We start from the raw sequence: 24279 nt of genomic DNA on the forward strand, positions 1-24279 counted from the left end.
AATTGTTTTTGCCTCATAAATTAAATTTTTTAAGTGTTGACCTTGGTCGCCGGGATAAAAAATCATATTAGGTTTCACTCTTATCTCCGATGAATGAAAAATATATAATAGGTTTTTTCTCCAGTGTGCTTATCCCGCCTGTTAATAATAGTACAGGAATGTAAAATGATTCCGCTAATAGGTTAACTATAATTAGCAATATTTAACTGACCGGTTTTTAAGAAAACAGATAGCTTTTGAAAAAGGATAAATAGAAAGCCATTTAAACGACTATTTGTTTTGGAGTGTTACTTTAATAATGGCGGAGAAAGGCCCCAAGCGTACAGCTAAAGGTCTGTGCCTGATTTGGCGTGTTACCATAATATTAACTAAGAAAGACCTGATCGTGAACTACTCTTTGTAATATAACTCTATAACAGTACCATTCATTTCATAGTACATGGGCGATGTGAGTGATAATATATCCATTGCATTGCGAATACTGCTGTTTCCGAGGGTTCCCGAAAAACGAATTGGGCGAAGGCTGTCGGAGGCAAACCTGATTTCTACATTGAAAACGCGTGATAGCGTATTGGCAATTTCTTCAAAGGAGCGATTTTCGAAATAGATATTTCCGTCTTTCCACTGCACAAAATCGGAAGCATAAACTTTGTCAGTGGAAAGCGTTTGAAGTGATCTGTCTATTGTAACGCGTTCGTTTTCCGTTAGTATGTGTTCCTGCCCCAGCGCTATTACTTTGATTTTTCCTTCCAGTAAAACGGATGAAACATATCTTTCATCATTATATGCGTTCACGTTGAAAGCAGTACCCAACGCCTGGATATCCATTTCACCGGTTCTTACAATAAACGGGCGTTCAGCATCTTTAGCCACTTCAAAATAGGCTTCGCCTTCAAGGTAAACATTACGCTCTTTGCGGTTGAAACCTTCGTTGTAAGTAAGCGAAGAACCGGAATTTATCCATACGTGGCTACCATCAGCGAGCATAATATCGGCCTTTTCGCCATTGCCAGCAGTGACGGTTACATTATTATTGTTGTTGTAAGTTTGGTTTATAGTGATATAATATGCTAAAAATGCTGATAAAACCGGAAGCATTATGATGGCTACCCACTGCATGGCTTTTCGCCATACAGGTTGTATGAGCTTGCGCGTGCTTTTTTTTGAAGGGAAAACAGTCGTGCGAATATTTTCATACATACGGTTTATGATTTCTTCATCGAATTCCGATTCGCTATTTTCAAGTCCTTTTTCCAATAATTGATTGATGTATTTGTCCCTCCGAAGCATAGTGAGTAGACGTTCTTTCTCTTCTTCAGAGGCCTCGTTCCGGAGATATTTCTCAAAAAGCAATATGTATTTTTCTTTTTCCATTATTTGATCGAGTTGTTAGTTATGGGGGGTGTAATGTATTTACCAGTTGACTACCCTGAAGCTCCTTTATTAAATAGTACAGCTTGTGATTGGAATTACCTTAATCATACGTTGTGCATTATGTTAAATTAACAAACAGAGTCCCAAGAGAAACAATTTATCGTAGTTCTTTTCAAACTCCTTTCGTATAAATTTAGTTGCCAGTGAAAGTTGAGTTTCTACAGTGCTGACGGATATTTTCATTACCTTCGCGATTTGCCTAGTTGATAAATCTTCTTTTCTTCTTAATATAAAAATCCTTTTTCTAGATGGGGGTAATTGCTCGATAAGCTCATTTATGTAGTTTTCAAGCCATTTTCTATCAATTTCTTTCTCGGTTACCGTGTCATGAACCGGCTGCTCTTTTGAAACATACTCATGATACAAGAATTCAACGGTTTGTCTTTGGTACTTGTTAAGCAGCATGTTTTTCGCGATAACGGATAGAAAAGAAAGAATAGACTTCTCTGGATTAATCTGCTGGTGGATTACCCACAGTTTTACGAATACTGATTGAACAATCTCTTCTGCCATATACCGGTCTCCATGAGAGATGGTCATAATGAAGTTGTAAAGCTTTCCGGCGTATCGTTTGTAGATAGTTTCAAAAGCTTTTTCCGAGCCGTTCTTTAATTCAATAAGATCGTTTACTTCATCAGACATCTCTTACAGGCAACTAATTTTTTATTTGTCTTTTCCCGGTAAATTACAATCCCTTATTTATCTATACCAGAGCGTAATCATCTCTCGGCCAGTGCTCAAAGAACTGTTAAAGGTAGATCGATAGAATTTCACTGTTTTGATGCTTGCCAATATTGTATAACACTCCGCTGTGAAGCATTCAAAAATTGGCTTACCAAGTGACACTGTGTTATGTTCAGCTCAAGCTTTCTCATTCAGGATAACACCAGGCTTGTTGTTAAACATAACAAAAATAAATTTTTATCAGTGCCAGTTCCGGTCAGGCAGGGTTTGTACGAAATTTATTTACAAAAATACAATTTTTTTCATGAAAAAGATGATGAAACTCGTTTTGAACTTCATCTATTCAGAATTGTTATAACTAATTATGAAAGAGAATCTCAGTTACAAAATATATATCACAGGCGAGCCGGCTATGTCTGAACTCTCCTTTCAACAGATAAAAGGTATTGCATCGTTTCATTTTAACGGCAGACAGAAAATGATAACGATAGCAATAGATGAAAAATATAATGATGCTGCAGCAGAGATACTGCAGGAGGTGGCAGCTGTCATCAGGAAATCGGGAGGAGAGGTAAAAACTGAAAAAATCATCCGGCCGGTGCTCAACATGACTTGTTCTGCGTGCGCATCAAGTACTCAGAATATCCTTTCGTTTGTTCCGGGTGTGCTTGCCGCATCTGTTAACTATGGCAATGGTAAAGGGAATATTGAGTTCCTTCCGGGTGTTGTAACTCCTTCGGATATGAAAACTGCCCTTCGTGAGATAGGGTACGATTTGTTGATAGAGGAGGAAGAGGTTTCGTTTGAAAATCTGGAACATCTCCGGGAAGAGAATTATATAAAACTTCGTCGTGATACTATCTGGGCAGTGGGATTGGCTGTCCCCCTGGTGATTATAGGCATGTTTTTTATGTATGCTCCGTTTGCCAACATAGCGATGTGGTTGCTGGCAACCCCTGCCCTGTTTATATTCGGACGACGTTTTTTTGTTGGTGCCTGGAAGCAAGCCAAACACCATACCGCCAACATGGATACGCTGGTTGCACTAAGTACCGGGATCGCCTATCTGTTCAGCCTTTTTAATATGCTCTACCCTCGGTTTTGGGAAAACCGCGGTTTGGAAGCACATGTTTATTTTGAGGCGGCGGGTGTGATTATCGCCTTTATCCTGCTTGGGAAATTGCTAGAAGCCCGTGCCAGGGGAAACACCTCTGAGGCTATCAGGAAGCTGATGGGGCTGCAGCCCTCCACTGTGATTGTTTTCAGGGACGGGAAACCGGAAGAGATTCCCATTGAAGAGGTACTTGTAGGTGATATAGTTCTCGTGAAGCCGGGAGACAAAATTGCTGTGGATGGCGAGGTGACGGAAGGAAGTTCTTTTGTAGATGAAAGCATGATATCAGGTGAACCGATTCATGTTGAAAAACTCCCGGGAGAAAAGGTTTATGCCGGTACCATCAACCAGAAAGGAAGCTTCCGCTTCAAGGCCCGGAAGGTGGGTAAGGAGACGTTGCTGGCACATATAATAAAAACCGTGGATGAAGCACAGGGAAGTAAGGCACCCGTACAGGGATTGGTGGACAGAATTGCAGGTGTATTTGTTCCGGTAGTGATCATTATTGCTTTGCTGAGCTTTGTTGTTTGGGTTATTTCCGGTGGTGGCAACGGCTTTGTTTTCGGACTGATGGCGATGGTGACGGTGCTGGTGATTGCCTGTCCCTGTGCTCTGGGACTGGCCACACCTACAGCCATTATGGTTGGTATAGGTAAAGGAGCGGAAGAGGGTATTCTGATCAAGGATGCCGAGAGCCTGGAGATGACAAAGGATATTGATGTTGTGGTGCTCGATAAGACCGGTACCATTACCGAGGGGAGGCCGCAGGTTAGCTCTGTTATGTGGGAGCCTGGTATTCTTACGTTTTATCATGACATCTTTTACAGTATTGAATACAGGTCGGAGCATCCCCTGGCGGATGCTATCACGGGAGCACTGAAAGAGAACTGTACATTACTTGGCGATGTGACTGTGCAACAGGTAAGCGGAAGAGGAATAGAGGGGAGATATAATGGGTTGACGTATTATGTGGGGAATGAGCAGTTTATAAAGGAGAAGAACATATTGATCTCATCTGAACTGCAACGCAAAATCGACGAAGAACTGAATGTTGCGCATACTGTCTCCCTGTTTGCCGATGAGAAGAAGGCATATGGTGTGGTAGGTATTACCGATAAAATGAAACCTACTTCCAGAGAGGCGATAGATAAACTTCGCGATATGGGAATTGACGTGGCTATATATACCGGAGATAATGAGAAAGTAGCAGCTGCATTGGCAAAAGAGTTGGGCATCACTCACTATAAAGGGAGTGTCTTACCCGAAGAAAAGGCCGAAATGGTGAAGGAACTCCAGCAAAAGGGAAAAAAAGTTGCGATGGTGGGAGATGGAATAAACGATAGTGGTGCGCTGGCTCAGGCCGATGTAAGCATCGCCATGGGAGCGGGGAGCGATATCGCAATGGATGTGGCGAAAATGACCATTATTTCTTCTGATCTGAATAAGATACCTAAGGCAATCCAACTCTCCCGGGCAACAGTCAAGACCATCCGTCAGAACCTTTTTTGGGCGTTTATTTATAATATTATTGGCATCCCCATAGCGGCAGGGGTATTGTATCCTCTCACAGGCTTTATGCTAAACCCCATGATTGCTGGTGCTGCAATGGCATTGAGTTCTGTAAGTGTGGTGACAAACAGCCTGCGTCTGAAGAACAAAAAAATATGACAATGCTTATTTTCCGGAAAATATCCCGGAAAGCAACGTAAAGGCATGCCCTTAGGCTCTACCCTTTGTTATGACGGACAAATATCTTCAAAAGACCACGCCCTCCGGATGGTAGGACAGAATGGGAATACCCAGAACATGTTCCACGTACTGAAAATAGTAGAACAGTTTGTGGTTTAGCTTGAAGCCATAGTCCACACCCGGTTCATATCCAACGATGGTCTGAAAAAAAGATCTTCTGCCCGGTTGTGTAGCCAGATAGTTCCAGGCCGACACATATTGTTGGTTCCAGCCTTCGTAGTACTGTTGCGAACGGTACCTGGCCGGTGAATCCTGGAGTGTATACCAGGTCTCGAATCCCGCATCCATGACAATCAGCTCGTATTCCACGGAATCTTCCGGAGCGGCCTCACTACCGTTCGGTTCAATCTTTACCAATCCTTTTGGCCCCGAGCAGGCAACAATGAATGATACGGCTGTAAATAAAAGGAATAACTTTTTCATCTGATTATTTATTTTTTCATTTGTGTAAGGAATGTCCGCGTTAGACTAAATGAGCAGAGTCAAGCTTGCTTGAACTATGCTACTGCGAGCGAATACCTACCTTTCATCGATTGCAAGCAATTCATGCCCGTTTTATAACCGGTTATTTACTATATATAACAGCTGAATTAAACTTTAGTTAGCTCGGTTCTTCCGGGAGTTTCTTTGCTATTTTTTTATGTAGATGTCGTAGCTTGAAATCAGTAATCCAACTACTTCGGAGTAGTTCTCACGCCCCGAGCTTACTTTGTTTGTTTTCAGATAAGCATCATAGCCCCTGTCCTGCACCTCCGAGAGAGACTTGTTCCTGACGACCAGCCAGTGTTCCCGGTTTCTTCTCAAATCTGCGATTATTTCCGTTCGTATTGGCGATGTCAATGACTCAACCTCATCCGGCAGAAAATAAGCAGCATCGTTCATCAAATAGAGAAGCGTTGAGACATAAGCACTGTACCGAATTCGTTCATCTTCGCTTCCCACGCAAACAATAAATGCATACAGGTTGGCTTCCGATTCGGTCGCAATACCAAACTGATGGGCCATTTCATGTGCCAATGTGAAAGGGTAAGTGAAATTCAGGCTGTAGTCGTTCACATGAATTTCATTGAAAAAAGGTCCGAAATACCCGGAGACACCCATTTTCGAGTAGAGCGATTCAAACATCATGGGTTTTACTCTTCTTTTGCCATTGGGGTAGGCAATCCCCAGCTTCCGGTGCAATGAGATATAAGATTTTTCAATCTCTTCCCGGACAATCTCTTTGTCCACGATATCGAAATCCACAAAAGCGTTGTTGGCATCTGCAATAAAACGAACAGCAAAGTTTTTTAGATTTTCTGCGCCAAATGTAGTCTCCTGGAGATCGCTCTTCGCATAAAAATCTTCCCTGAAATAGGAGATGCCCCATGCGAAATAAAACCAGGTGACCAGAATCGTCGCAAAACGAACCAGCGAATAAAGAAACTTTTTAAAACCACTCTTCCGAATGATCACAAAGAGAATCAGCTTTATCAGATAAAGTGACGCTGCCATAATAAACAGGTCGTAGAGTGAAAAGGGGAATAACCCCGATAGCATGGATAGCACGGTTGCAACCGCAGGGTAAATGTGGCGCATATACCATTCCGAAAGGGGGGTGCTGCGGCTGAAAATGATTATCACTCCAAACAACGCCCCTGCAACTGTCAGCAGATGCGTAAATTTGTGCCTGTTTTGTTTTTTTGCCATTTCCAAAAATAATGCATTTATTGCGAATCTTTGCTCTCTGCCCCGCTAAATCATCACATTTGTTTTGGTTATTTGTTTCTTGTTCAATGTTTTTGAAGATCCAGCCTGTCTTTGAACAGGAAATAATCCTCAACCGAGCTTGGGTTTGTCTTATGATCCTCCGTATCTTCTCCTAATATACTCCGTATTTATTTGGTGTTATTATGGTTTTAAAATGGTTTTATAATGGTCTAAATACAGACCATTATAAGAGAATTTCCCTTCAGCTCCCAATTGGTTTAGGGGAAATATGAACAAAAAAGGTTTACATTTGTCTTTAAAATGAAAGTTTGATGTTTCAAAGAACAGCTGCTTCCATCTAATTTTAATAAGGAAATAAAATGAGAACTATCAGATTCAAAACAAATATAAATTGCTCAAACTGCCTAGCTAAGGTTACCCCTTTTTTGAATAGAAAGGAAGGAATACATTCATGGAATATGGAGCTTGACAATCCAGATAAAATATTGGTTGTGGAAACGGAAGATCTAGTTCCGGAGGATATCATCAAAACCGTGAAACGAACCGGTTTTGATGCAGAGGTAATTTAACCTGAATATGGTTTAAAGTTAAAAAAGAAAAAAATGTTGCGTGTTATTTTTCGATCGTATATATTTGCAACCAAAATAATAGCGAAATGACGAATCTACTTATAAACGGATATTGGTGGCGCTACTTACTACTCAAAATGTCGTAAGGAGAAGCATCGTGCGTTTATAGTAAATCGAAAAAATATAAAGAGCCTGTCGCAATCCTGCGACAGGCTCTTTGTGTTTTAGCATATACAAACTGCAGGCAGGATATTGACAATAGGCAGACAACAAACGGATTGGACGAAATAGAGGAGATAGGTTGATCAAACAATTGTCAACATTCGATACTTCTTTCGTGGGCCGCTACAGAAGACAATTAAATAAATAAACATATGCAACATTTTTCAATTGATGGGAAGGGATATTATGGGGAGTTTGGAGGAGCATACATTCCTGAAATACTGCATCAGTGTGTAACAGACCTCAAGGAGGCTTATCTGGCAATTATCGAGAGTAAGAGCTTTCAGAAAGAGTTTAACCGGCTTCTGCACGATTATGTGGGGCGGCCTTCGCCGCTTTATTACTCAAACCGTCTGTCGGAGCGTTTCGGGGCGAAGATATATCTGAAACGGGAAGACCTAAACCATACGGGTGCACATAAAATAAACAACACCACCGGACAGATCCTGATAGCCCGTGAAATGGGTAAAACACGTATTATTGCAGAGACAGGAGCAGGACAACACGGCGTAGCAACGGCTACTGTTTGTGCACTGATGCAGATGCCGTGTACGGTTTACATGGGAAAAACCGATGTAGAACGTCAGCAGGTGAATGTGAGAAAGATGGAGATGTTGGGTGCAAAGGTTGTTCCGGTCACTTCCGGTAATATGACACTGAAAGACGCCACCAACGAGGCAATACGCGACTGGTGCAGCCATCCCGCCGACACCCACTACATTATAGGGTCGACCATCGGCCCCCATCCCTATCCCGACCTTGTAGCACGTTTGCAATCGGTCATCAGTAAGGAGATCAGGGTTCAGCTTGCAGAAAAAGAGGGGCGTGATTATCCTGATTACCTCTTTGCCTGTGTGGGCGGCGGGAGTAATGCTGCTGGTACCATTTATGAGTACCTGGATAATGAAAAGGTTCGCATAGTGTTGGCTGAAGCTGGAGGTAAAGGAATAGACAGCGGCGAATCGGCTGCTACAATCCATCTGGGTAAACCGGGTGTGTTGCACGGCTGCAGAACACTGCTGATGCAGACCGAAGACGGGCAGATCACTGAGCCCTATTCCATCTCTGCCGGACTCGATTACCCGGGCATAGGTCCGGTACATGCCAATCTTGCAGCTACAGGGCGAGCAAAAGTGTACGCTATCAACGATAACGAAGCGCTAAGAGCTGCATTTGACCTTACACGGCATGAAGGTATAATTCCGGCACTTGAATCTGCTCATGCTCTTGCAGCGCTCGAGAAAGTGGATTTCTCTCCCGGTGATATTGTTGTATTGACACTTTCCGGAAGAGGAGACAAGGATCTCGATACATATTTCAGGTATGAAAAAGAGTACTAAACATAATAAAACTATTATCGTATGATATACAAATTTGAAACTAACAGCAAAAAGGTGATGGGTGACTTGCATACCCCCGTGAGCACTTACCTGAAAGTAAGGGATGCATTTCCCCAGTCGGCATTGCTTGAGAGCTCCGACTACCATGCCAATGAGAACAGTATCTCTTATTTGGCACTAAAGCCAATTGCACGAGTTGAGGTGAACAGGGGTATCTGCAGATTCCTCTTTCCTGATGACCGGGAGGAAGAACGGCAACTTTCGGAAGATTTTACCATCTCCGATGCACTAAACAGCTTTATTGGACATTTTGAAGTGACTGGTAGTGAAAGTGGGCATTGCGGATTATTCGGCTTCACTACATTCAACTGTGTGAAATATACGGATAATATTGCTGTGCGAGAGAGCATAGAGGAGCGGAACGATGCCCCCGACATGCTCTATATCCTATATAAATATGTGATGATCTTCAACCATTTTACAGATGAAATCACACTGATAGAACTGAAAGAGCAAGGAGAGCTTAGCACTCTACACAAACTGGAATCACTTATAAATCAACGTAACTATGCTACTTACAACTTTTTTATAGAAGGAGAAGAATACAGCACCATGACCGACGAACAATTCAAAAATAGTGTGCGTGAAGGAGTGGAGCACTGCGTAGGTGGTAGGCTATTTCAGATTGTTCTTTCGAGAAGGTTTGTGCAACCCTTTTCGGGTGACGATTTCAAGGTTTACCGTGCATTACGTTCCATAAACCCTTCACCTTATCTTTTCTATTTCGACTTCGGCGGATTCCGCATTTTTGGTTCATCACCCGAGACGCACTGTAAGATAGAAGGATCGACCATAACTATTGATCCGATTGCCGGGACAACCAAACGGAGCGGTAACTACCAGGATGATATGAAAGCTTTGGATTATCTATTGAACGATCCGAAAGAGAATGCGGAGCATGCGATGCTGGTAGATCTTGCACGGGACGATTTGAGTCGTAATGCACACGATGTAAAGGTGGAGTTCTTCAAAGAGCCTCAGTTTTATTCTCATGTGATACACCTGGTTTCACGCGTGAGCGGAACTCTCAATGGAAATGCCGATCACATAAAAGCTTTTTTTGACACTTTCCCTGCCGGCACTCTTTCCGGTGCACCAAAGGTGAGGGCTATGCAGCTCATTTCCGAAATAGAGCCTCACAACCGCGGTGCATATGGTGGATGTATTGGGTTTATTGGTCTTAATTGCGATTTGAGCCAGGCTATTACTATCCGGACCTTTGTGAGCAGGAATAATGATCTGTGGTATCAGGCCGGTGCAGGTGTAATTGCTCAAAGTAACGATACTTACGAACTGAACGAAGTAAATAATAAGCTGGGAGCGTTGAAGCTGGCCATCGACAAAGCGGCAACTCTCTTTAATGCATAAATATCAAGCGGTACAATGATAATATAGCGCTCACTTGTTTTGCTCAAACAGCTTATCAGATTACGACTGTTTCATCGAATGGGTTCCCACTATACATTTCACAGGCCTCATATTTAGCTGTATATGTTTTAATTTATATATACGAAACTTGAATAATAAAATATTTGAATATAGTATGAAAGAAATACTCTATAAGCTTTTTGACTCTCATTATCTTTCTCGAGAAGAAGCCAAACAGATACTTTTCAATATTGTAAATGGAGATATTCCCGATACCCAGATTGCATCTCTTATCACCTCCTTTCTGATGCGAAGCATATCGGTGGATGAGATACTGGGATTTCGCGATGCACTGCTTGAGATGCGTTTACCGACAGATCTGTCTGAATACAGTCCGCTGGATATTGTGGGAACAGGCGGCGACGGCAAAAATACATTTAATATTTCTACATCGGCATGCTTTGTGGTTGCCGGAGCAGGATACAACGTAGTTAAGCATGGCAATTACGGGGCCACCTCCATTAGTGGTGCAAGTAACGTTATTGAGCAGCTGGGAGTGAAGTTTACTACCGATATTAATCTTCTTCGAAAAAGTCTGGAGAACTGCCATATTACATATCTTCACGCTCCTCTGTTCAGCCCGGCATTAAAGGCTGTAGCTCCTGTGAGAAAAAGCCTTGGAGTCCGCAATTTTTTCAATGTGCTGGGGCCGCTTGTAAACCCTGTGCAACCCAAATACCAGATGCTGGGTGTCTACAACCTGTCTATGTTGCGGTTATACAGTTATATTTACCAGGAGGAGGATAAGAAATTCTGTATCGTACATAGTCTTGACGGTTATGATGAAGTATCTCTCACAAGTCAGTTTAAAGTGTCCTCAAATAAAGGCGAACAGCTGTTTGTCCCTGAAGAACTCGGTTTTAGCCGTGTATCACAGGAGGCGTTGTATGGAGGGGACACCCCTGAAGAGGCTGCTCAAATATTCCGGAATGTTCTTAATTGCAGGGCGACTGATGCACAGATGAATGCGGTGTTGGTTAATGCTGCTTTCGGCATTCAGACAATCGATCAGGAGAAACCTATCGGGGAGTGTTTACAAATGGCCGAAGATTCATTGTATGGGAAAAAGGCATTGATGGTGCTGGAGAAATTTGTAACGTTAAACAGTTGAAAAGAGAATATGGATAACGTTCATTGAATCCGTTCCGGAGTATTTTCCGCATAGGTGAGCCGGTATCAGACAACAGTAAACAGAAAGCAGACGACAGATGAAAGATATATTAAGAGAGATCATTATACATAAAAGAACAGAAGTTGCCCGGAGAAAGGAAAAGCAGCCCTTCCCCTTCCTGGAAAAGCAGCTTGAGGATGCCGTTATCCCCTTCTATTCATTGAAAACAGCTTTGGAATTTTCAGAAACAGGAATCATAGCAGAATTTAAGCGTCGTTCTCCAAGCAAGGGGTGGCTGTACCGTTCTGCCGATGTGAGCAGGGTGACAAAGGAATATGAGTCCTCAGGTGCTTCGGCACTATCTGTTCTCACTGATGAGAGATACTTTGGAGGAACGATGGAAGATCTGGAAAAGGCATCCTGTGGAGTGAAGATTCCTGTAATGCGGAAAGAGTTCATCATAGATGAGTACCAGCTGTTTGAAGCAAAACTGGCAGGTGCTAGCGCTGTACTGCTTATTGCGGCAGCTATTACAAAGAAGGAATGCATAGAGCTAACTCAACTGGCCTGCGACCTGCAACTGGAGGTCTTGCTGGAACTACACGATGAACGAGAGGTGGACTATATCACTCCGCTTAACACTCTTATCGGTATAAATAATCGTAATCTGGAAAGTTTTGTGACCGACTTGCAGAAGTCGTTCAGTATGGCAGAGCTACTTCCGGAAGAGGCTATTCTGATTTCAGAAAGCGGCATTTCTGATGCTGCAATCGTTAAAGAGTTGAGAGAGGCAGGGTATCGTGGTTTCCTTATCGGAGAACATTTTATGAAGGGCGATAATCCAGGAAAGAGCCTGAAAGAGATGATAGATGATATTACCGGTAGTAACGGCAATGCCAGGTAATTCATAGTGAGTAACTTGAATTTAGTGGATAATAAAGAGGAGCCGTATAAGTTAATAACGATGAAGCATGAATAAAAGAATTGAAAAATGATCATCAAGGTGTGTGGTATGCGCGATGAAGAGAACATTCGCAAAGTAGAACAGCTGGGGGTGGATTGGATGGGATTTATCTTTTACAGGAAGTCGCTCCGCTACACAGGTGGAAAATTGGCCTATATCCCGGAGAAGGTGAAGAGAGTAGGCATTTTTGTGGATGAGGATATCGATTCTCTTCTTGCATTGGCTGATAATAACCGCTTGCAGATTTTGCAATTGCACGGAAATGAATCTCCTGCATATTGCAATGCGTTGAGAGATAAAGGCTTTTCGGTGATAAAATCATTTGGAATAAGCATAGATGAGCCCTTCCCCATAGTGCTTACGGAACGTTATGAAGGTTGTTGCGACTATTTTCTCTTCGATACAAAATCACCGCTTTATGGTGGTACCGGCAGGAAATTCAACCGTGAGCTGCTTTTGGATTACCGTGGCGGAACACCTTTTCTGTTAAGTGGCGGTATCTCACCGGAAGATGCAGAGTCAGTGAAATATTTTTCACATCCCAAGTATATAGGAATCGATGTGAACAGTCGTTTTGAGATTGCCCCGGCAATTAAAGATATTGAATTAATAAGAATATTAATAGAACACTTCCGTTAAGTCCGGTTTTTGGTGAGGTGCGAAGGTGGCAGAATAAGTTTAAATTTAGTGAAATAATCAGATATGAACAGGATTGATCAATTATTTAAAGAGAAAGGAAAGAATATCTTATCGGTCTATTTTACCGCAGGATATCCGCAATTAGACGATACAGTTGGTGTAATACAGGCGCTTGAGAAACATGGAGCGGATTTGCTTGAGATTGGTGTGCCGTTTAGCGATCCCATGGCCGATGGACCCGTAATACAGGCTTCTGGAGCGCAGTCGCTCTGTAACGGTATGAGCGTGAAAACTCTTTTTTCACAACTGACCGATGTGCGGCAGTCGGTATCGATCCCTCTGGTGCTGATGGGGTATCTCAACCCGGTAATTCAGTTTGGGTTCGATAATTATTGCAGGGAAGCAGCCAGATGCGGAATTGACGGTCTTATCATTCCCGATTTACCTTTTGCCGAATATATGGAATCTTATAAATTCATTGCTAAAGAGTATGGCCTTCGAATGATAATGCTTATTACTCCTGAAACATCGGAAGAACGGATCAGGCAGATAGACAGACATACTTCCGGCTTTATCTACATGGTCTCCAATGCTTCGGTGACCGGCGCCAAAGACACCTTTAGTGAGGATAGTCTCGAATATTTCCGGCGGGTAAATGCGATGCAGTTAAAGAATCCCCGCCTGATAGGTTTTGGAATATCAAATAAAGAGACATATGATGCTGCCTGCAGGGAAGCTTCGGGAGCAATAATAGGTAGCAAATTCATCTCTCTGCTTAAGAGTGAAAAGACGATTGAAAGAGCAGTGAAAAAACTTATTCAAGAGATCCGCTGAGTGGTTTTTTTGAATATATTCATATATCCTTGCACTCCGCTTGTTCCGAGAAAAGAGAATAGACGGATTTTCAATGTTTTTCCCAATGTATTGCCTCCGCACTGATCGTGCTGGTGCCCATTTTCATCATAGTGCCGAAAGGAATCAGGTTCAGAGAAATGGTTACATCACGTCAGGGCTCCCTTTTCCGATATTCACTCGGCGAAACACCTTTGTATTGTTTAAAACTTGTGCTGAAATATTGTTGGGATGAGAAGCCCATTCTCGATGCAATTTCTGCGATCTCTAAATCTGGATTTGAGGTTAATAAAAAAGCCGCTCTTTCAAGTTTTATTCGATTTATATAATCATTTACCCCGATATTCAGTAACTCTTTCATCTTGTTGTAAAGCGATGCCCGGCTCATCCCCATTTCCGTGGCAATATATGGGACGTTGAATTTTGAGTCATCTAAATGTTTTTCAATAAGCGCGTTAAGTTTTTGTATAAAGTGCTCATCGGCATTACTGAAAGTTATTTCATGAGGTTGCATAACAGTAGCTTTAGATTTATATTGCACCCTGATTTGTTCTCTAGCGTTAAGTTGATTTTCGAGTATGGTTTGAAGAAAATCAATATCGAAAGGTTTCGTTACATAAGCATCCGCACCAAGCTTATATCCCAGTAACGTATCCTCTGAACCGGTACGTGCAGTGAGCAGCACCACAGGAATGTGGCTTATGGAGATATCCGATTTTACAATACGGCAAAGATCAAAACCATCCATACGAGGCATAACAACATCACTCAAAATAATGTCGGGTTGCATACTGCGAATTATTTCTAATGCATTTACACCATTTGTTGCAGTTAAAACGGTGTGAAATGTGTCTCTGAAATTTTGTTTTAAGAAGATGAGCAATTCAGGATTGTCTTCAACAACCAACAAAGAGAGCTTTGAGGTGTTGAAACGAGGTATTGCTTTATATTGTGAATATGATGAATCGTTCTCGTTATCAGTTAGCTCGTTGCATTGAGCTTTTATGGTAACATCGTTATTAAGCTGATGTTGATTTAAAGGCAATTCGAAATAAAAAGTTGCTCCTACTCCATTTTTGTTGCTTTGTGCACCAATTTTTCCTTTGTGCATTTCAACATACTTCTTTGAAAAAGCCAAGCCGATACCGCTCCCCCCATACTCGTGCTTTCCCTGATAGAACCATGAAAATAACCGGTCGGTATCTAAATCATTCAGCCCTTTACCTTCATCCGAGACAGATATTCGAACACAATTTTCAATTTTGCTCAACTTGGTACTTATGGTTATATTGCCTTTGAATCCGCCAAATTTTAGCGCATTGGATAAAAGATTAGATAAGACTATGGCGCATTTTCTCTTGTCAAAAGAAATTTTATCTACATGTTCGTCAAAATTGTACTTAAGGGTAATTTCATTGTACTTCATCTCTTCAGAAAAATACTCTACCGTATCTATAATCCATTCGTGCAGCGGATATAATTCGATGTTTAGCTTTTCATTACCTGTTTCAATTTTACGCATATCGAGCACCATATCGATAATCTCTTTCATTTTTGCTGCCTGTTTGTAAATCCCGGTAATTTCATTTTTTTCATTTTCTGTTCCTGTTCCTGTTCCTGTTTCAGGCAACCGATTTATAATTCGTTTTAGCGGCGTATAAATAAGTGTTAGTGGTGTGCGTAATTCATGACTTATATTGGTAAGAAACCGCAGCCTTTCTTCATAAACTTCCTGCTCATGCATAACTAGTTGCCATTTATGAGCATTCTCTTTTTTGCGAATATACCAAAATACAGTCAAAATGATACCAGCCAAAGCAGCAAGAGTAAAAAGAGCGATGAACCAGCTACTTTTCCACCAGGGCTGCAATACGGAAAGATATAGGATTTTTTGCGGGTCACTCCATAAGCCATTAGCTAAATTGCACGATACAGAAATAGTAAAGTTGCCTGAGGGAAGTGACTGCAGAGTAATATTTTGGTCTTCAGTCTCAATTGGCTTACCGGAAAATCCTGAAATATAGTAATGAAACAAACGTTTTCTGAAAATATCTTTTTCCGGAACCATTATTTGCATAGTTATCGATGATTTGTTCCAAGCTAATTTTAAGCGTGGTGGTTCCCCAATATTTTTTCCGGCTGTATAAAGTTTTTGACGCAAATTATCGTTACAAATTACCTCATTAAGTTGAATTTCCGGTTGTGTAGTTTTTGATGGAATAATATTCTTGTCAATAAACAATAGTCCGTTTACTCCACCCATATAGATATTTCCACTGCCGGAGATCATAACTGAGCGTGGCATATACTCATTAGGTATGGCTCCACTTGACACATCGAATTGTTCAAAACGGTTTTCGTTAACATAATATACCCATAATGTACCATTTGTACCTATCCATAGACGATTTTGGTAATCACATATAAGAGATGTGATGGAACTTTCGTAAGGTAATGGAATTGTATGTGCCACACTATCTGTATGTGGATTAAAACGATTAAGCCCGTAGTTTGTACCAATCCATAAGGTCTCACCATAGCCGAGTGCAACAGTCCCAATAATCTCCTCCGAAGGGAATGAAATCATTTTTTTCCACTCTTTATTTTCAGTACGTGAATACAGGGTGTTTGCAGTGAATAAAAATCTGCAATTAGTATCAGATATTACCTGTCGTATCACATGACTTTGTTCAGAGATATTTTTCTCTAAATGTATTATTGTGAATGAATTATTCCGGCTGTCATATTCATAGATACTATCGGAAAGAATTAGATAATGTATGCCATCATTGGTTTGCAAGGTTGCTGTATAGCCAGATCTGAGCACACGAAAATCTTCCTTTTCATTCATCACTATCAAACGACGTTTCCGACCGGTTTTTTTGTTAAAATAATAAACACCCTGCCCAAAAACCGAAATCAACAACTCATCTTTTGTATGTTTCACAATTGAGGAAACTTTGTCGCCAATTGAAGCCTGAAAATGTTCAAAACTTCTGTTTTTAGGATTAAATTTGTTAATCCCACCTCCGTCTGTTCCAATCCAAATGGTACTGTCGTCCTCCTGCAGTAATGAGATAACGGTAGAACTGCTTAGTCCATGAGGGTTGCCAAATGTAGTTTGCAGGTAAGTAGTCATAAATACTGATTTGACTTCAATTAATCCGTTGCGAATACTGCCTACCCAAAGATTATTCCATTTGTCTTTGTAAAGTGAAGCGATAGCCCTTGCAGGGAATGAAGATGTTTTCTCCGGGATAGGCAGTAAATGAGAAAACTCATCGTTAGCAGTATTCAGAATATTAATCCCTCCTCCGTCAGTTCCAATCCATAGGCTGCCGTTGTGCTCAATAATATCTAATACCACATTGTTGTTCAAGCCGGAGTTAGCGGTATTGTAGATTTTAATCAGTTGTCCTGTTTGTGAATAGCACATGAGCCCTTCGCCGTATGGTGCAACCCAAATGAGATTTTGATTATCGAGATAAACTTTGTTCACATCATGTTTTCCTTCGTAAAATGCAGCTTCACAGAATTCGCCTGTGTTGATATCGTAAAGATACAAATTCTTGTGCCGGGCGCTTAATAAGAATTTGTTATTACTCAGCATAACAGTACTTGTGAAAAATAAATCAACTTTATTTTTACTTTTTACAGGTAGTGTTTGCCATTTTTTTGTTTTGTAATCATATTTGTAAAACGAGTCGACAGAGGTGCAAAAAATGCCATCAGGTAAAACAGATAAAGTGTTTCCGATAATTGGTTTTCCATTGATTTCCTGACGCTCAAAGATATTTTTATTATCATCGAAGCGCACTAATCCTCCGGAAGTAGCTATCCATACATTGCCCATTGTATCATCAATGATAGAAAAGATACGGTTTCCGGGAATTGTTTCGCTGTCATTAATAGAAGCAAAATATCTGGTGGTTAGTTGACCGTCAAAACGACTCAACCCAGCACCTGTGCCAATCCACAAATAGCCATTATTATCACGTAAAATAGCATATACTGTAGATTGTGTCAATCCATCCTTAAGAGAAAAAGTATGGAAATTGTAGAAGTTGTTATTTTGAGCTTTTGTAAATAACGGTAAAAGATAAAATAAGATAGCTATAAAAATTAAAAACCGGTTTCTAAATGTATAGCTCATAAAAATTTTCCCCTTTCGTTTTCATTCTACAAAATTAGCTAATTGAAACTGATAAATGATGTTTTTTTCTTAATAAATTTTGTCTCATAATTGTGCTCTTCAACTACTATCTTAACTTAATTTATAGATCAGATCCACCCCTTAACTATCTCAATTAAATAAAGGAGATATAACCTTAACTTAATTTGCGGAGAAACCTGCTTCTATTTTAAATGAATCTCAAATAAGTTGGGATGTAAATACACGCATGGACAATTATTCCATCGTTGAATATAAACCTGTACATTTAACAGGATACATTTAATTTTAATATGCATTTGGTCCACTTTACGTGAAAAATACTTATAGAAGTGGACTTATATATCATGTTATCAATAAAATGCTAAAACATATCAATATATTATCATAGGCCTTTATAAGCAAGAGAATATGTTAAATAGATATTATTTGAAATAGATTAGATGTTTTTGAACATTCTTTCACGAATTTTTTTAGAATTTCGCAAAAACATTCAAACAAATTATAATAGTTCTAATCGGTAATGTCATTTAATGACATTTATCAATATATCCCTATATGTGAGTTTTTTTAATAAACTATGATCTTGTCTTTTATTTCAAAATGCTAATTTTAAGATTACATGAGGAAAAAAAGTTTTTTTTTCGTATTTATATTAATATCTGCTTTTAGTCCTTTAGTTAAGGCATATAATATTACACCAGTTGTATCAGCTCATAGGCACAACAAAGATTATTTTAACTTTTCTCCGCAAACCACAATTTCGGTTGAAAGTGAAGAGCAATATATATCTGCAAAAATTTTTGCAGATATTTTTGTTAGTTCAGCTGGATTTCGACCTGTGATTATATCAGGGGAATCAAATAAATCAGACATTCAGCTCAAAACAGACAGATCAATTCCTTTTGAAGGCTATAAGCTGAACGTATATCCATCAAAAATTCAGATTTCAGCATCAACAAATGCCGGATTTTTTTATGCATTCCAAACTTTACGACAGTTGCTGCCTGCTGATATTGAAGGCAGCATTAATATAAAGAAAATTGAGTGGAAAGTGCCATGCGGAGAAATAATAGATAAGCCGCGTTTCGGCTATCGCGGATTAATGTTGGATGTGTCGCGTTACTTTATTCCTAAGGAAACGGTTTTGAAAATCATTGAGGCAATGTCAATGCTTAAACTCAATATACTTCATTTGCATTTGGTTGACGATAATGGCTGGAGAATTGAAATCAAAAAATACCCAAGACTTACCGGTATTGGAGCGTGGTGCGTAAACCGTAATGTTTATCCTTTTCCGAACAGGCGAAATCAAAAGGCGCATGAACCGGCTACAGTTGGTGGATTTTACACTCAGGATGATGTCCGCAAAATAGTGAGCTTTGCGGCTGATCGTCAGATAGATGTAATTCCAGAGATAGAGATGCCTGCCCATACGGTTTCTTCACTGGCAGCTTATCCCGAATTAGCATGTCCTGTTGATGATGAGTTTTTCGGTGTAATACCTGGCGGTGGAGAGGGTCGTTCACACATTTACTGTGCAGGAAACGACAGTGTTTTCACTTTTCTCCAAGATGTTTTGGATGAGATTATGGTTCTCTTCCCTTCAAAATACATTCATCTTGGCGGCGATGAAGCCAATAAGTATTATTGGAAGAAATGCCCGCGATGCCAATTAAGAATGAAAAAAGAGAATATCCAAACAGAAGAAGAATTGCAAGGTTATTTCATGAAACGTGTCGGTCAATATGTTCAGAGTAAAGGAAAGGAAGTAATGGGTTGGGATGAACTGACGAATAGTAAAATTCCTGAAAATGCAATAATTTTCGGTTGGCAGGGCAATGGACAAGAAGCGATAAAAGCAGCTAAACTCGGACACAGGTTTGTAATGACTCCTGCCAAAAAGCTTTATTTAATCCGATATCAGGGGCCTCAGTGGTTTGAGCCGTTTACCTATTTCGGGAACAATACGCTTAAAGACGTTTACGATTACGAACCTGTTCAACCGGACTGGGATAAAAACGCGCAAAACCTCTTGATGGGCGTTCAGGCCTCACTTTGGACTGAATTTTGCTCATCGCCTGAAGATGTACTATATCTTGTTTTCCCGCGTTTGATAGCCTTTGCAGATATGGCGTGGCGCGATAAAAATGCTGCAGACTGGAATGATTTCTTACCACGGCTTGATGCATTTACAGATAGGCTTGCGGCAATGCGTATCTCCTTTGCCGCATCTATGTATAACCTCGATCACCTTGTGCTCCCAATAGATGATAAACGATTAGAAGTATCGATAAGTTGTATCCGTCCCGATGTGCAAGTGCATTATACCGTGGATGGGTCACAACCTACACATCAATCGCATATTTTTGAAAAAAGTTTAGTTGTGGATAAGTATACTTTTATAAAAGCCGCCGCATTTAAAAACGGTTTGCGAATGGGAGAGGTGTTGTCGTTTCCAATACGTTTCAACAAAGCTACAGCAGCAAAAATTAAAGGAACAAGCGGAAATTTATTGTTGCTTGTGAACGGAGTTCGGGGAAGTTTGAAACACACCGATTCTGAATGGAGGGGTTGGTACGATACTGATTTTTCGTTTGTTATTGATTTGGGGACAGTACAGGCGTTACAGTTTCTTTCCATTGGCACCATAACCAATAGTGGTATGGGGGTGCATCAACCATCCGAATTCACAGTATCTGTTTCAGAAAACAGTGAGAATTTCCATCAAATCGGACAGTTGAAAACCCCTTATGAGGAAATATTTCGCGAAGGAACTTTTAGTGAAGATAAATCACTCCTTCTCTGTAATATTTCTGCAAGATATATACGTATCGATGTGAAAAATCCGGGAATTTGTCCGCCATATCACGTGCGACAAGGACAAAAAACATGGGTTTATCTGGATGAAGTTGTTATAAACTAACAAAACATATGTAGTTAATCAAAAATATAAAAAGCTATTCTAAAACAATAAAAACAGCCATGATTTATGAATCAATTATTAATTTTAAAAAAAATCAGAATGAATAGGAAACATTCAATTATTATGTGGAAAGGACTAATATTCACCATGCTGTGGATGATGTCTTTAGGAATGTATGCTCAAACCATTACGGTGAAAGGTAACGTGAAAGACGATACCGGACTGGAAGTGATAGGAGCGACCATTATTGTGGAAGGTAATGCTGCTATAGGCACCACTACCGATATTGAAGGAAACTATGTGTTGAACAATGTTCCGGCAAGCGGAAACTTGATGTTCACCTACGTAGGTATGAAAACGCAGAAGGTTTCTGTAAACGGACGCACTACTATTAATGTGGTTATGACTTCTGACACTGAGTTATTGGAAGAGGTTGTTGTGGTAGGTTTTGGTACCCAGAAGAAAGTAAATTTAACCGGTGCTGTATCAACAGTTGACAGCAAGGTTTTTGAATCTCGCCCTGTCGCCTCTGTGACTCAAGCCCTGCAAGGTGCTATTCCGGGTATGAACTTCAGCTACGGTGGAAACGGAGGGGAGTTAGGTAATAACCTTAATATTAACATTCGTGGTGCAGGCACCATCGGTAAAGACTCAAAAGCATCCCCTTTGGTACTTATTGATGGGATGGAAGGTAGCATTGATAATCTCAACCCTCAAGACATTGAAAGTGTTTCGGTTTTGAAAGATGCTGCATCTTCGGCTATTTATGGTTCACGTGCTCCGTTCGGTGTTATCTTGATTACAACTAAAAAAGGAAAAGCCGGACAAGTGGTTGTAAATTACAACAACAACATCCGTTTTACCAATGCTATTAACAGGCCGGAGACAATGGACTCTTATACTTTCGCTAAATACTTCAATCGAGCTGCGATAAATAATGGTGAGGGGGTCACCTATAACGATGAAGTGATGAAATTAATTCTTGACTATCAAGCAGGAAAAATTACCGATCAGACTTATGCCAATGCTGATGGAACAACCTGGAACTGGATTGGGAATGCAAACAATAACTGGTATGACATCATGTTTGGCGAAACACATACCTCACACGAGCATAACTTAAGCATTAGTGGTGGTACGGAAAAGTTCCAATATTACGTATCAGGTAACTATATGCTTCAAAACGGTATTATCTCTTTTGCCCCTGATAAATTGCAACGTTACACTACTACTGCAAAAATCAATGCTCAGGTTACCGATTACCTAAAGGCTAATTACAGTACGAAGTGGATACGTAACGACCTTGACAAACCAACATATTTGTCAATGAACGATGCCCAGATTTATCACGATATTGCTAAGCGTTGGCCAACTGAGCCATTAATTGATCCTAACGGGCACTACAGAAGCTTTGCCAATGCTATTATGAACAGCGGCAGGAATATTCAACAAAATGATATTTTCTATCAGCAGTTGCAGCTGGAATTCGAATTTGTAAAGAATTGGAAGATTTTTGCTGAGATGAACTATCGTACAGATAATTATCTTACTCACAAAACAACATTATTTACCACCGATTGGACTGTCCAAAATACGCCTGCCAATACATCAGGCACTACAAGTATTTCAGAGAGCCGCGCACGCACTAACTTTTTCAACCCAAACGTTTATACTAACTACGCGCTTAATCTAGATAGCGGACACTCTTTTCTGTTCTTGACTGGATTTCAGTCCGAACTGAACAAGTACAATGAAGTTGGGGTTACTCGTGCTGGCCTTATCAGCCAGGAGGTTCAGGCAATCGGAGCTGCATCAGGTAAAGATACGGGGATTTATGGCAACATCAACGATTGGGCTACTGCAGGTTTTTTCGGGCGTATCAACTACAACTTCAAAGAGCGCTATCTTTTGGAAGTCAGTGGCCGTTACGACGGTACTTCACGTTTTGCAAGGGAAAAACGTTGGAATTTCTTCCCCTCTTTCTCTCTCGGATGGAACATTGCACGCGAATCGTTCTGGGAAACAATTGATTCCAACAAGTTCGTAAGTAACTTCAAGTTACGCGGATCCTGGGGAGAGTTGGGCAATCAGAATACAGAAAGCCTGTATCCGTATATACAGACTATGCCTTTTACAGCAGGTGCTTCAAACACTAACTGGAATTCATGGATAATTAATGGAGCCAAGCAAAACATATCGAGCATTCCCGCCCTTATTTCCAGATCGTTGGGATGGGAAACTGTCCGTTTGTGGAATATCGGCCTTGACCTTTCAGCGTTCAACAACCGTCTAAATTTATCAGCCGAATACTTTGTACGGAATACATTGAATATGGTAGGGCCTGCACCAGCGCTTCCAAATATTCTTGGTATTGCAGTACCTCGTACCAACAATGCTGACTTAACCTCAAAAGGTTTTGAATTAGACCTTAGCTGGCGCGATATTATAGGAAGTTTCTCTTATGGAATTAAAGCAAACTTATCAGACGACCGTCAAAAAATTGACCGTTACCCTAACCCGACCGGATCAATCTCAACATACCTGGCAGGTCAATATTTAGGTGAGATCTGGGGATTTGAAACAATCGGCATCGCCAAAACTGATGCAGAGATGCAAGAACACCTGGCTACTACCGACCAGTCTCAAATTGGCAGCAAATGGGAAGCCGGAGACATTATGTATCGCGACCTCAACGATGACAAAAAAATAAATACCGGGAGCAGCACTATCACAGATCCGGGTGATCTCAGGATTATTGGCAACAATCTCCCTCGCTACAAATTCGGTCTCGATCTTGATGCAGCATGGAAAGGTTTTGATGTTCGCATCTTCTTCCAGGGAGTTGGAAAACGCGACTACTGGTGTGCCGGAAATACATTCTTTGGTGCAGCAGGAGGTAAATGGCAATCGAGTGGATTTGTTCAACATCTCGACTTCTTCCGTCCGGAAGGAGACCCCGATGGTGCAAACCTTGATGCTTATTTTGCACGTCCGATCCTAAGCGCCGGTAAGAACCAGTATGTTCAGACCCGTTACTTACAAAATGCGGCCTATATTCGTTTGAAGAATGCTCAAATTGGTTATACCTTTCCAAAGAAAATGATGAATAAAATAAACCTCAATAACCTCAGATTATTCTTATCAGGCGAAAACCTGTTCACTATTACCAGTTTGACCAGTCAGTTTGACCCTGAAGTCTTGGGTACCGGTTATAGCAGTACCTGGGCATCCGGTGTTACAAAGACATATCCATTGGTCAGGACATTATCCGTTGGTATGAGTATTAACTTTTAATTAAAAGACATA

The 24279-nt window shown here is 40.8% G+C and carries 15 protein-coding genes; 10 read left to right on the forward strand and 5 right to left on the reverse strand.

Annotation, left to right across the window (positions count from 1 at the left end):
* Positions 1-390: 390 nt before the first annotated feature.
* Positions 391-1374 carry a FecR family protein gene (locus B3B27_RS01865; protein WP_238868225.1) on the reverse strand — a complete coding sequence of 328 codons (984 nt, stop codon included), beginning with the start codon at positions 1372-1374 and terminating at the stop codon, positions 391-393.
* Between the two features lie 123 nt (positions 1375-1497).
* Complete coding sequence (locus B3B27_RS01870; protein WP_238868224.1) at positions 1498-2076, reverse strand: RNA polymerase sigma-70 factor; 579 nt, start codon at positions 2074-2076, stop codon at positions 1498-1500.
* A gap of 406 nt (positions 2077-2482) precedes the next feature.
* Here B3B27_RS01870 and B3B27_RS01875 point away from each other — a divergent pair, with 406 nt between their 5' ends.
* Positions 2483-4900, forward strand: a complete 2418-nt coding sequence (locus B3B27_RS01875; protein ID WP_286833985.1) for a heavy metal translocating P-type ATPase — start codon at positions 2483-2485, stop codon at positions 4898-4900.
* An 87-nt stretch (positions 4901-4987) separates the two neighbouring features.
* Here B3B27_RS01875 and B3B27_RS01880 read toward each other — a convergent pair whose 3' ends face one another.
* Positions 4988-5404, reverse strand: a complete 417-nt coding sequence (locus B3B27_RS01880; protein ID WP_238868222.1) for a DUF6146 family protein — start codon at positions 5402-5404, stop codon at positions 4988-4990.
* A gap of 207 nt (positions 5405-5611) precedes the next feature.
* Entirely contained in the window at positions 5612-6670 is a 1059-nt protein-coding gene (locus B3B27_RS01885; protein WP_238868221.1) for a DUF3810 domain-containing protein, read from the reverse strand.
* A gap of 380 nt (positions 6671-7050) precedes the next feature.
* On the opposite strand from B3B27_RS01885, the gene B3B27_RS01890 reads away from it, so the two are divergent.
* From B3B27_RS01890 to trpA, 7 genes are all read left to right on the forward strand, one after another.
* Positions 7051-7260, forward strand: coding sequence for a heavy-metal-associated domain-containing protein (locus B3B27_RS01890; RefSeq protein ID WP_238868220.1), 210 nt, complete (start codon positions 7051-7053; stop codon positions 7258-7260).
* A gap of 374 nt (positions 7261-7634) precedes the next feature.
* Positions 7635-8822, forward strand: coding sequence for a tryptophan synthase subunit beta (gene trpB / locus B3B27_RS01895; RefSeq protein ID WP_238868219.1), 1188 nt, complete (start codon positions 7635-7637; stop codon positions 8820-8822).
* Positions 8823-8843: 21 nt separating this feature from the next.
* A complete protein-coding gene (locus B3B27_RS01900) occupies positions 8844-10250 on the forward strand; it encodes an anthranilate synthase component I family protein (protein WP_238868218.1) in 1407 nt (468 codons plus the stop codon).
* A gap of 175 nt (positions 10251-10425) precedes the next feature.
* Positions 10426-11421, forward strand: a complete 996-nt coding sequence (gene trpD, locus B3B27_RS01905) for an anthranilate phosphoribosyltransferase (RefSeq protein WP_238868217.1) — start codon at positions 10426-10428, stop codon at positions 11419-11421.
* A 97-nt stretch (positions 11422-11518) separates the two neighbouring features.
* Positions 11519-12325 (forward strand): indole-3-glycerol phosphate synthase TrpC, encoded by an 807-nt coding sequence (gene trpC, locus B3B27_RS01910; RefSeq protein ID WP_238868216.1) that lies wholly within the window; start codon positions 11519-11521, stop codon positions 12323-12325.
* Positions 12326-12412: 87 nt separating this feature from the next.
* On the forward strand, positions 12413-13024 hold the full coding sequence (locus B3B27_RS01915; protein ID WP_238868215.1) for a phosphoribosylanthranilate isomerase: 612 nt from the start codon (positions 12413-12415) through the stop codon (positions 13022-13024).
* A gap of 63 nt (positions 13025-13087) precedes the next feature.
* A complete protein-coding gene (trpA, locus tag B3B27_RS01920) occupies positions 13088-13858 on the forward strand; it encodes a tryptophan synthase subunit alpha (protein ID WP_238868214.1) in 771 nt (256 codons plus the stop codon).
* A 172-nt stretch (positions 13859-14030) separates the two neighbouring features.
* Here the strand turns inward: trpA and B3B27_RS01925 are convergent, their stop codons facing one another.
* Positions 14031-18029, reverse strand: coding sequence for a hybrid sensor histidine kinase/response regulator transcription factor (locus tag B3B27_RS01925; RefSeq protein ID WP_238868213.1), 3999 nt, complete (start codon positions 18027-18029; stop codon positions 14031-14033).
* A gap of 640 nt (positions 18030-18669) precedes the next feature.
* Between B3B27_RS01925 and B3B27_RS01930 the strand changes: the two genes are divergently transcribed.
* Both B3B27_RS01930 and B3B27_RS01935 read left to right on the forward strand, forming a co-directional pair.
* Positions 18670-20973: a family 20 glycosylhydrolase gene (locus B3B27_RS01930; RefSeq protein WP_238868212.1), complete on the forward strand. Its 2304-nt coding sequence runs from the start codon at positions 18670-18672 to the stop codon at positions 20971-20973.
* A 99-nt stretch (positions 20974-21072) separates the two neighbouring features.
* Positions 21073-24267, forward strand: coding sequence for a SusC/RagA family TonB-linked outer membrane protein (locus B3B27_RS01935; protein WP_238868211.1), 3195 nt, complete (start codon positions 21073-21075; stop codon positions 24265-24267).
* Positions 24268-24279: the final 12 nt, after the last annotated feature.

Source organism: Proteiniphilum sp. UBA5463, assembly GCF_002427225.1.
Classification (GTDB): domain Bacteria; phylum Bacteroidota; class Bacteroidia; order Bacteroidales; family Dysgonomonadaceae; genus Proteiniphilum; species Proteiniphilum propionicum.

What these genes read in the sequence shown, in the direction of transcription:
- B3B27_RS01875 (WP_286833985.1), top strand. Translation starts at nt 2,483, where the DNA reads ATGAAAGAGAATCTCAGTTACAAAATATATATCACAGGCGAGCCGGCT.
- trpB (WP_238868219.1), top strand. Translation starts at nt 7,635, where the DNA reads ATGCAACATTTTTCAATTGATGGGAAGGGATATTATGGGGAGTTTGGA.
- B3B27_RS01890 (WP_238868220.1), top strand. Translation starts at nt 7,051, where the DNA reads ATGAGAACTATCAGATTCAAAACAAATATAAATTGCTCAAACTGCCTA.
- B3B27_RS01880 (WP_238868222.1), bottom strand. Translation starts at nt 5,404, where the DNA reads ATGAAAAAGTTATTCCTTTTATTTACAGCCGTATCATTCATTGTTGCC.
- B3B27_RS01865 (WP_238868225.1), bottom strand. Translation starts at nt 1,374, where the DNA reads ATGGAAAAAGAAAAATACATATTGCTTTTTGAGAAATATCTCCGGAAC.
- trpC (WP_238868216.1), top strand. Translation starts at nt 11,519, where the DNA reads ATGAAAGATATATTAAGAGAGATCATTATACATAAAAGAACAGAAGTT.
- B3B27_RS01930 (WP_238868212.1), top strand. Translation starts at nt 18,670, where the DNA reads ATGAGGAAAAAAAGTTTTTTTTTCGTATTTATATTAATATCTGCTTTT.
- B3B27_RS01870 (WP_238868224.1), bottom strand. Translation starts at nt 2,076, where the DNA reads ATGTCTGATGAAGTAAACGATCTTATTGAATTAAAGAACGGCTCGGAA.
- B3B27_RS01900 (WP_238868218.1), top strand. Translation starts at nt 8,844, where the DNA reads ATGATATACAAATTTGAAACTAACAGCAAAAAGGTGATGGGTGACTTG.
- trpA (WP_238868214.1), top strand. Translation starts at nt 13,088, where the DNA reads ATGAACAGGATTGATCAATTATTTAAAGAGAAAGGAAAGAATATCTTA.
- B3B27_RS01935 (WP_238868211.1), top strand. Translation starts at nt 21,073, where the DNA reads ATGAATAGGAAACATTCAATTATTATGTGGAAAGGACTAATATTCACC.
- B3B27_RS01915 (WP_238868215.1), top strand. Translation starts at nt 12,413, where the DNA reads ATGATCATCAAGGTGTGTGGTATGCGCGATGAAGAGAACATTCGCAAA.
- B3B27_RS01925 (WP_238868213.1), bottom strand. Translation starts at nt 18,029, where the DNA reads ATGAGCTATACATTTAGAAACCGGTTTTTAATTTTTATAGCTATCTTA.
- B3B27_RS01885 (WP_238868221.1), bottom strand. Translation starts at nt 6,670, where the DNA reads ATGGCAAAAAAACAAAACAGGCACAAATTTACGCATCTGCTGACAGTT.
- trpD (WP_238868217.1), top strand. Translation starts at nt 10,426, where the DNA reads ATGAAAGAAATACTCTATAAGCTTTTTGACTCTCATTATCTTTCTCGA.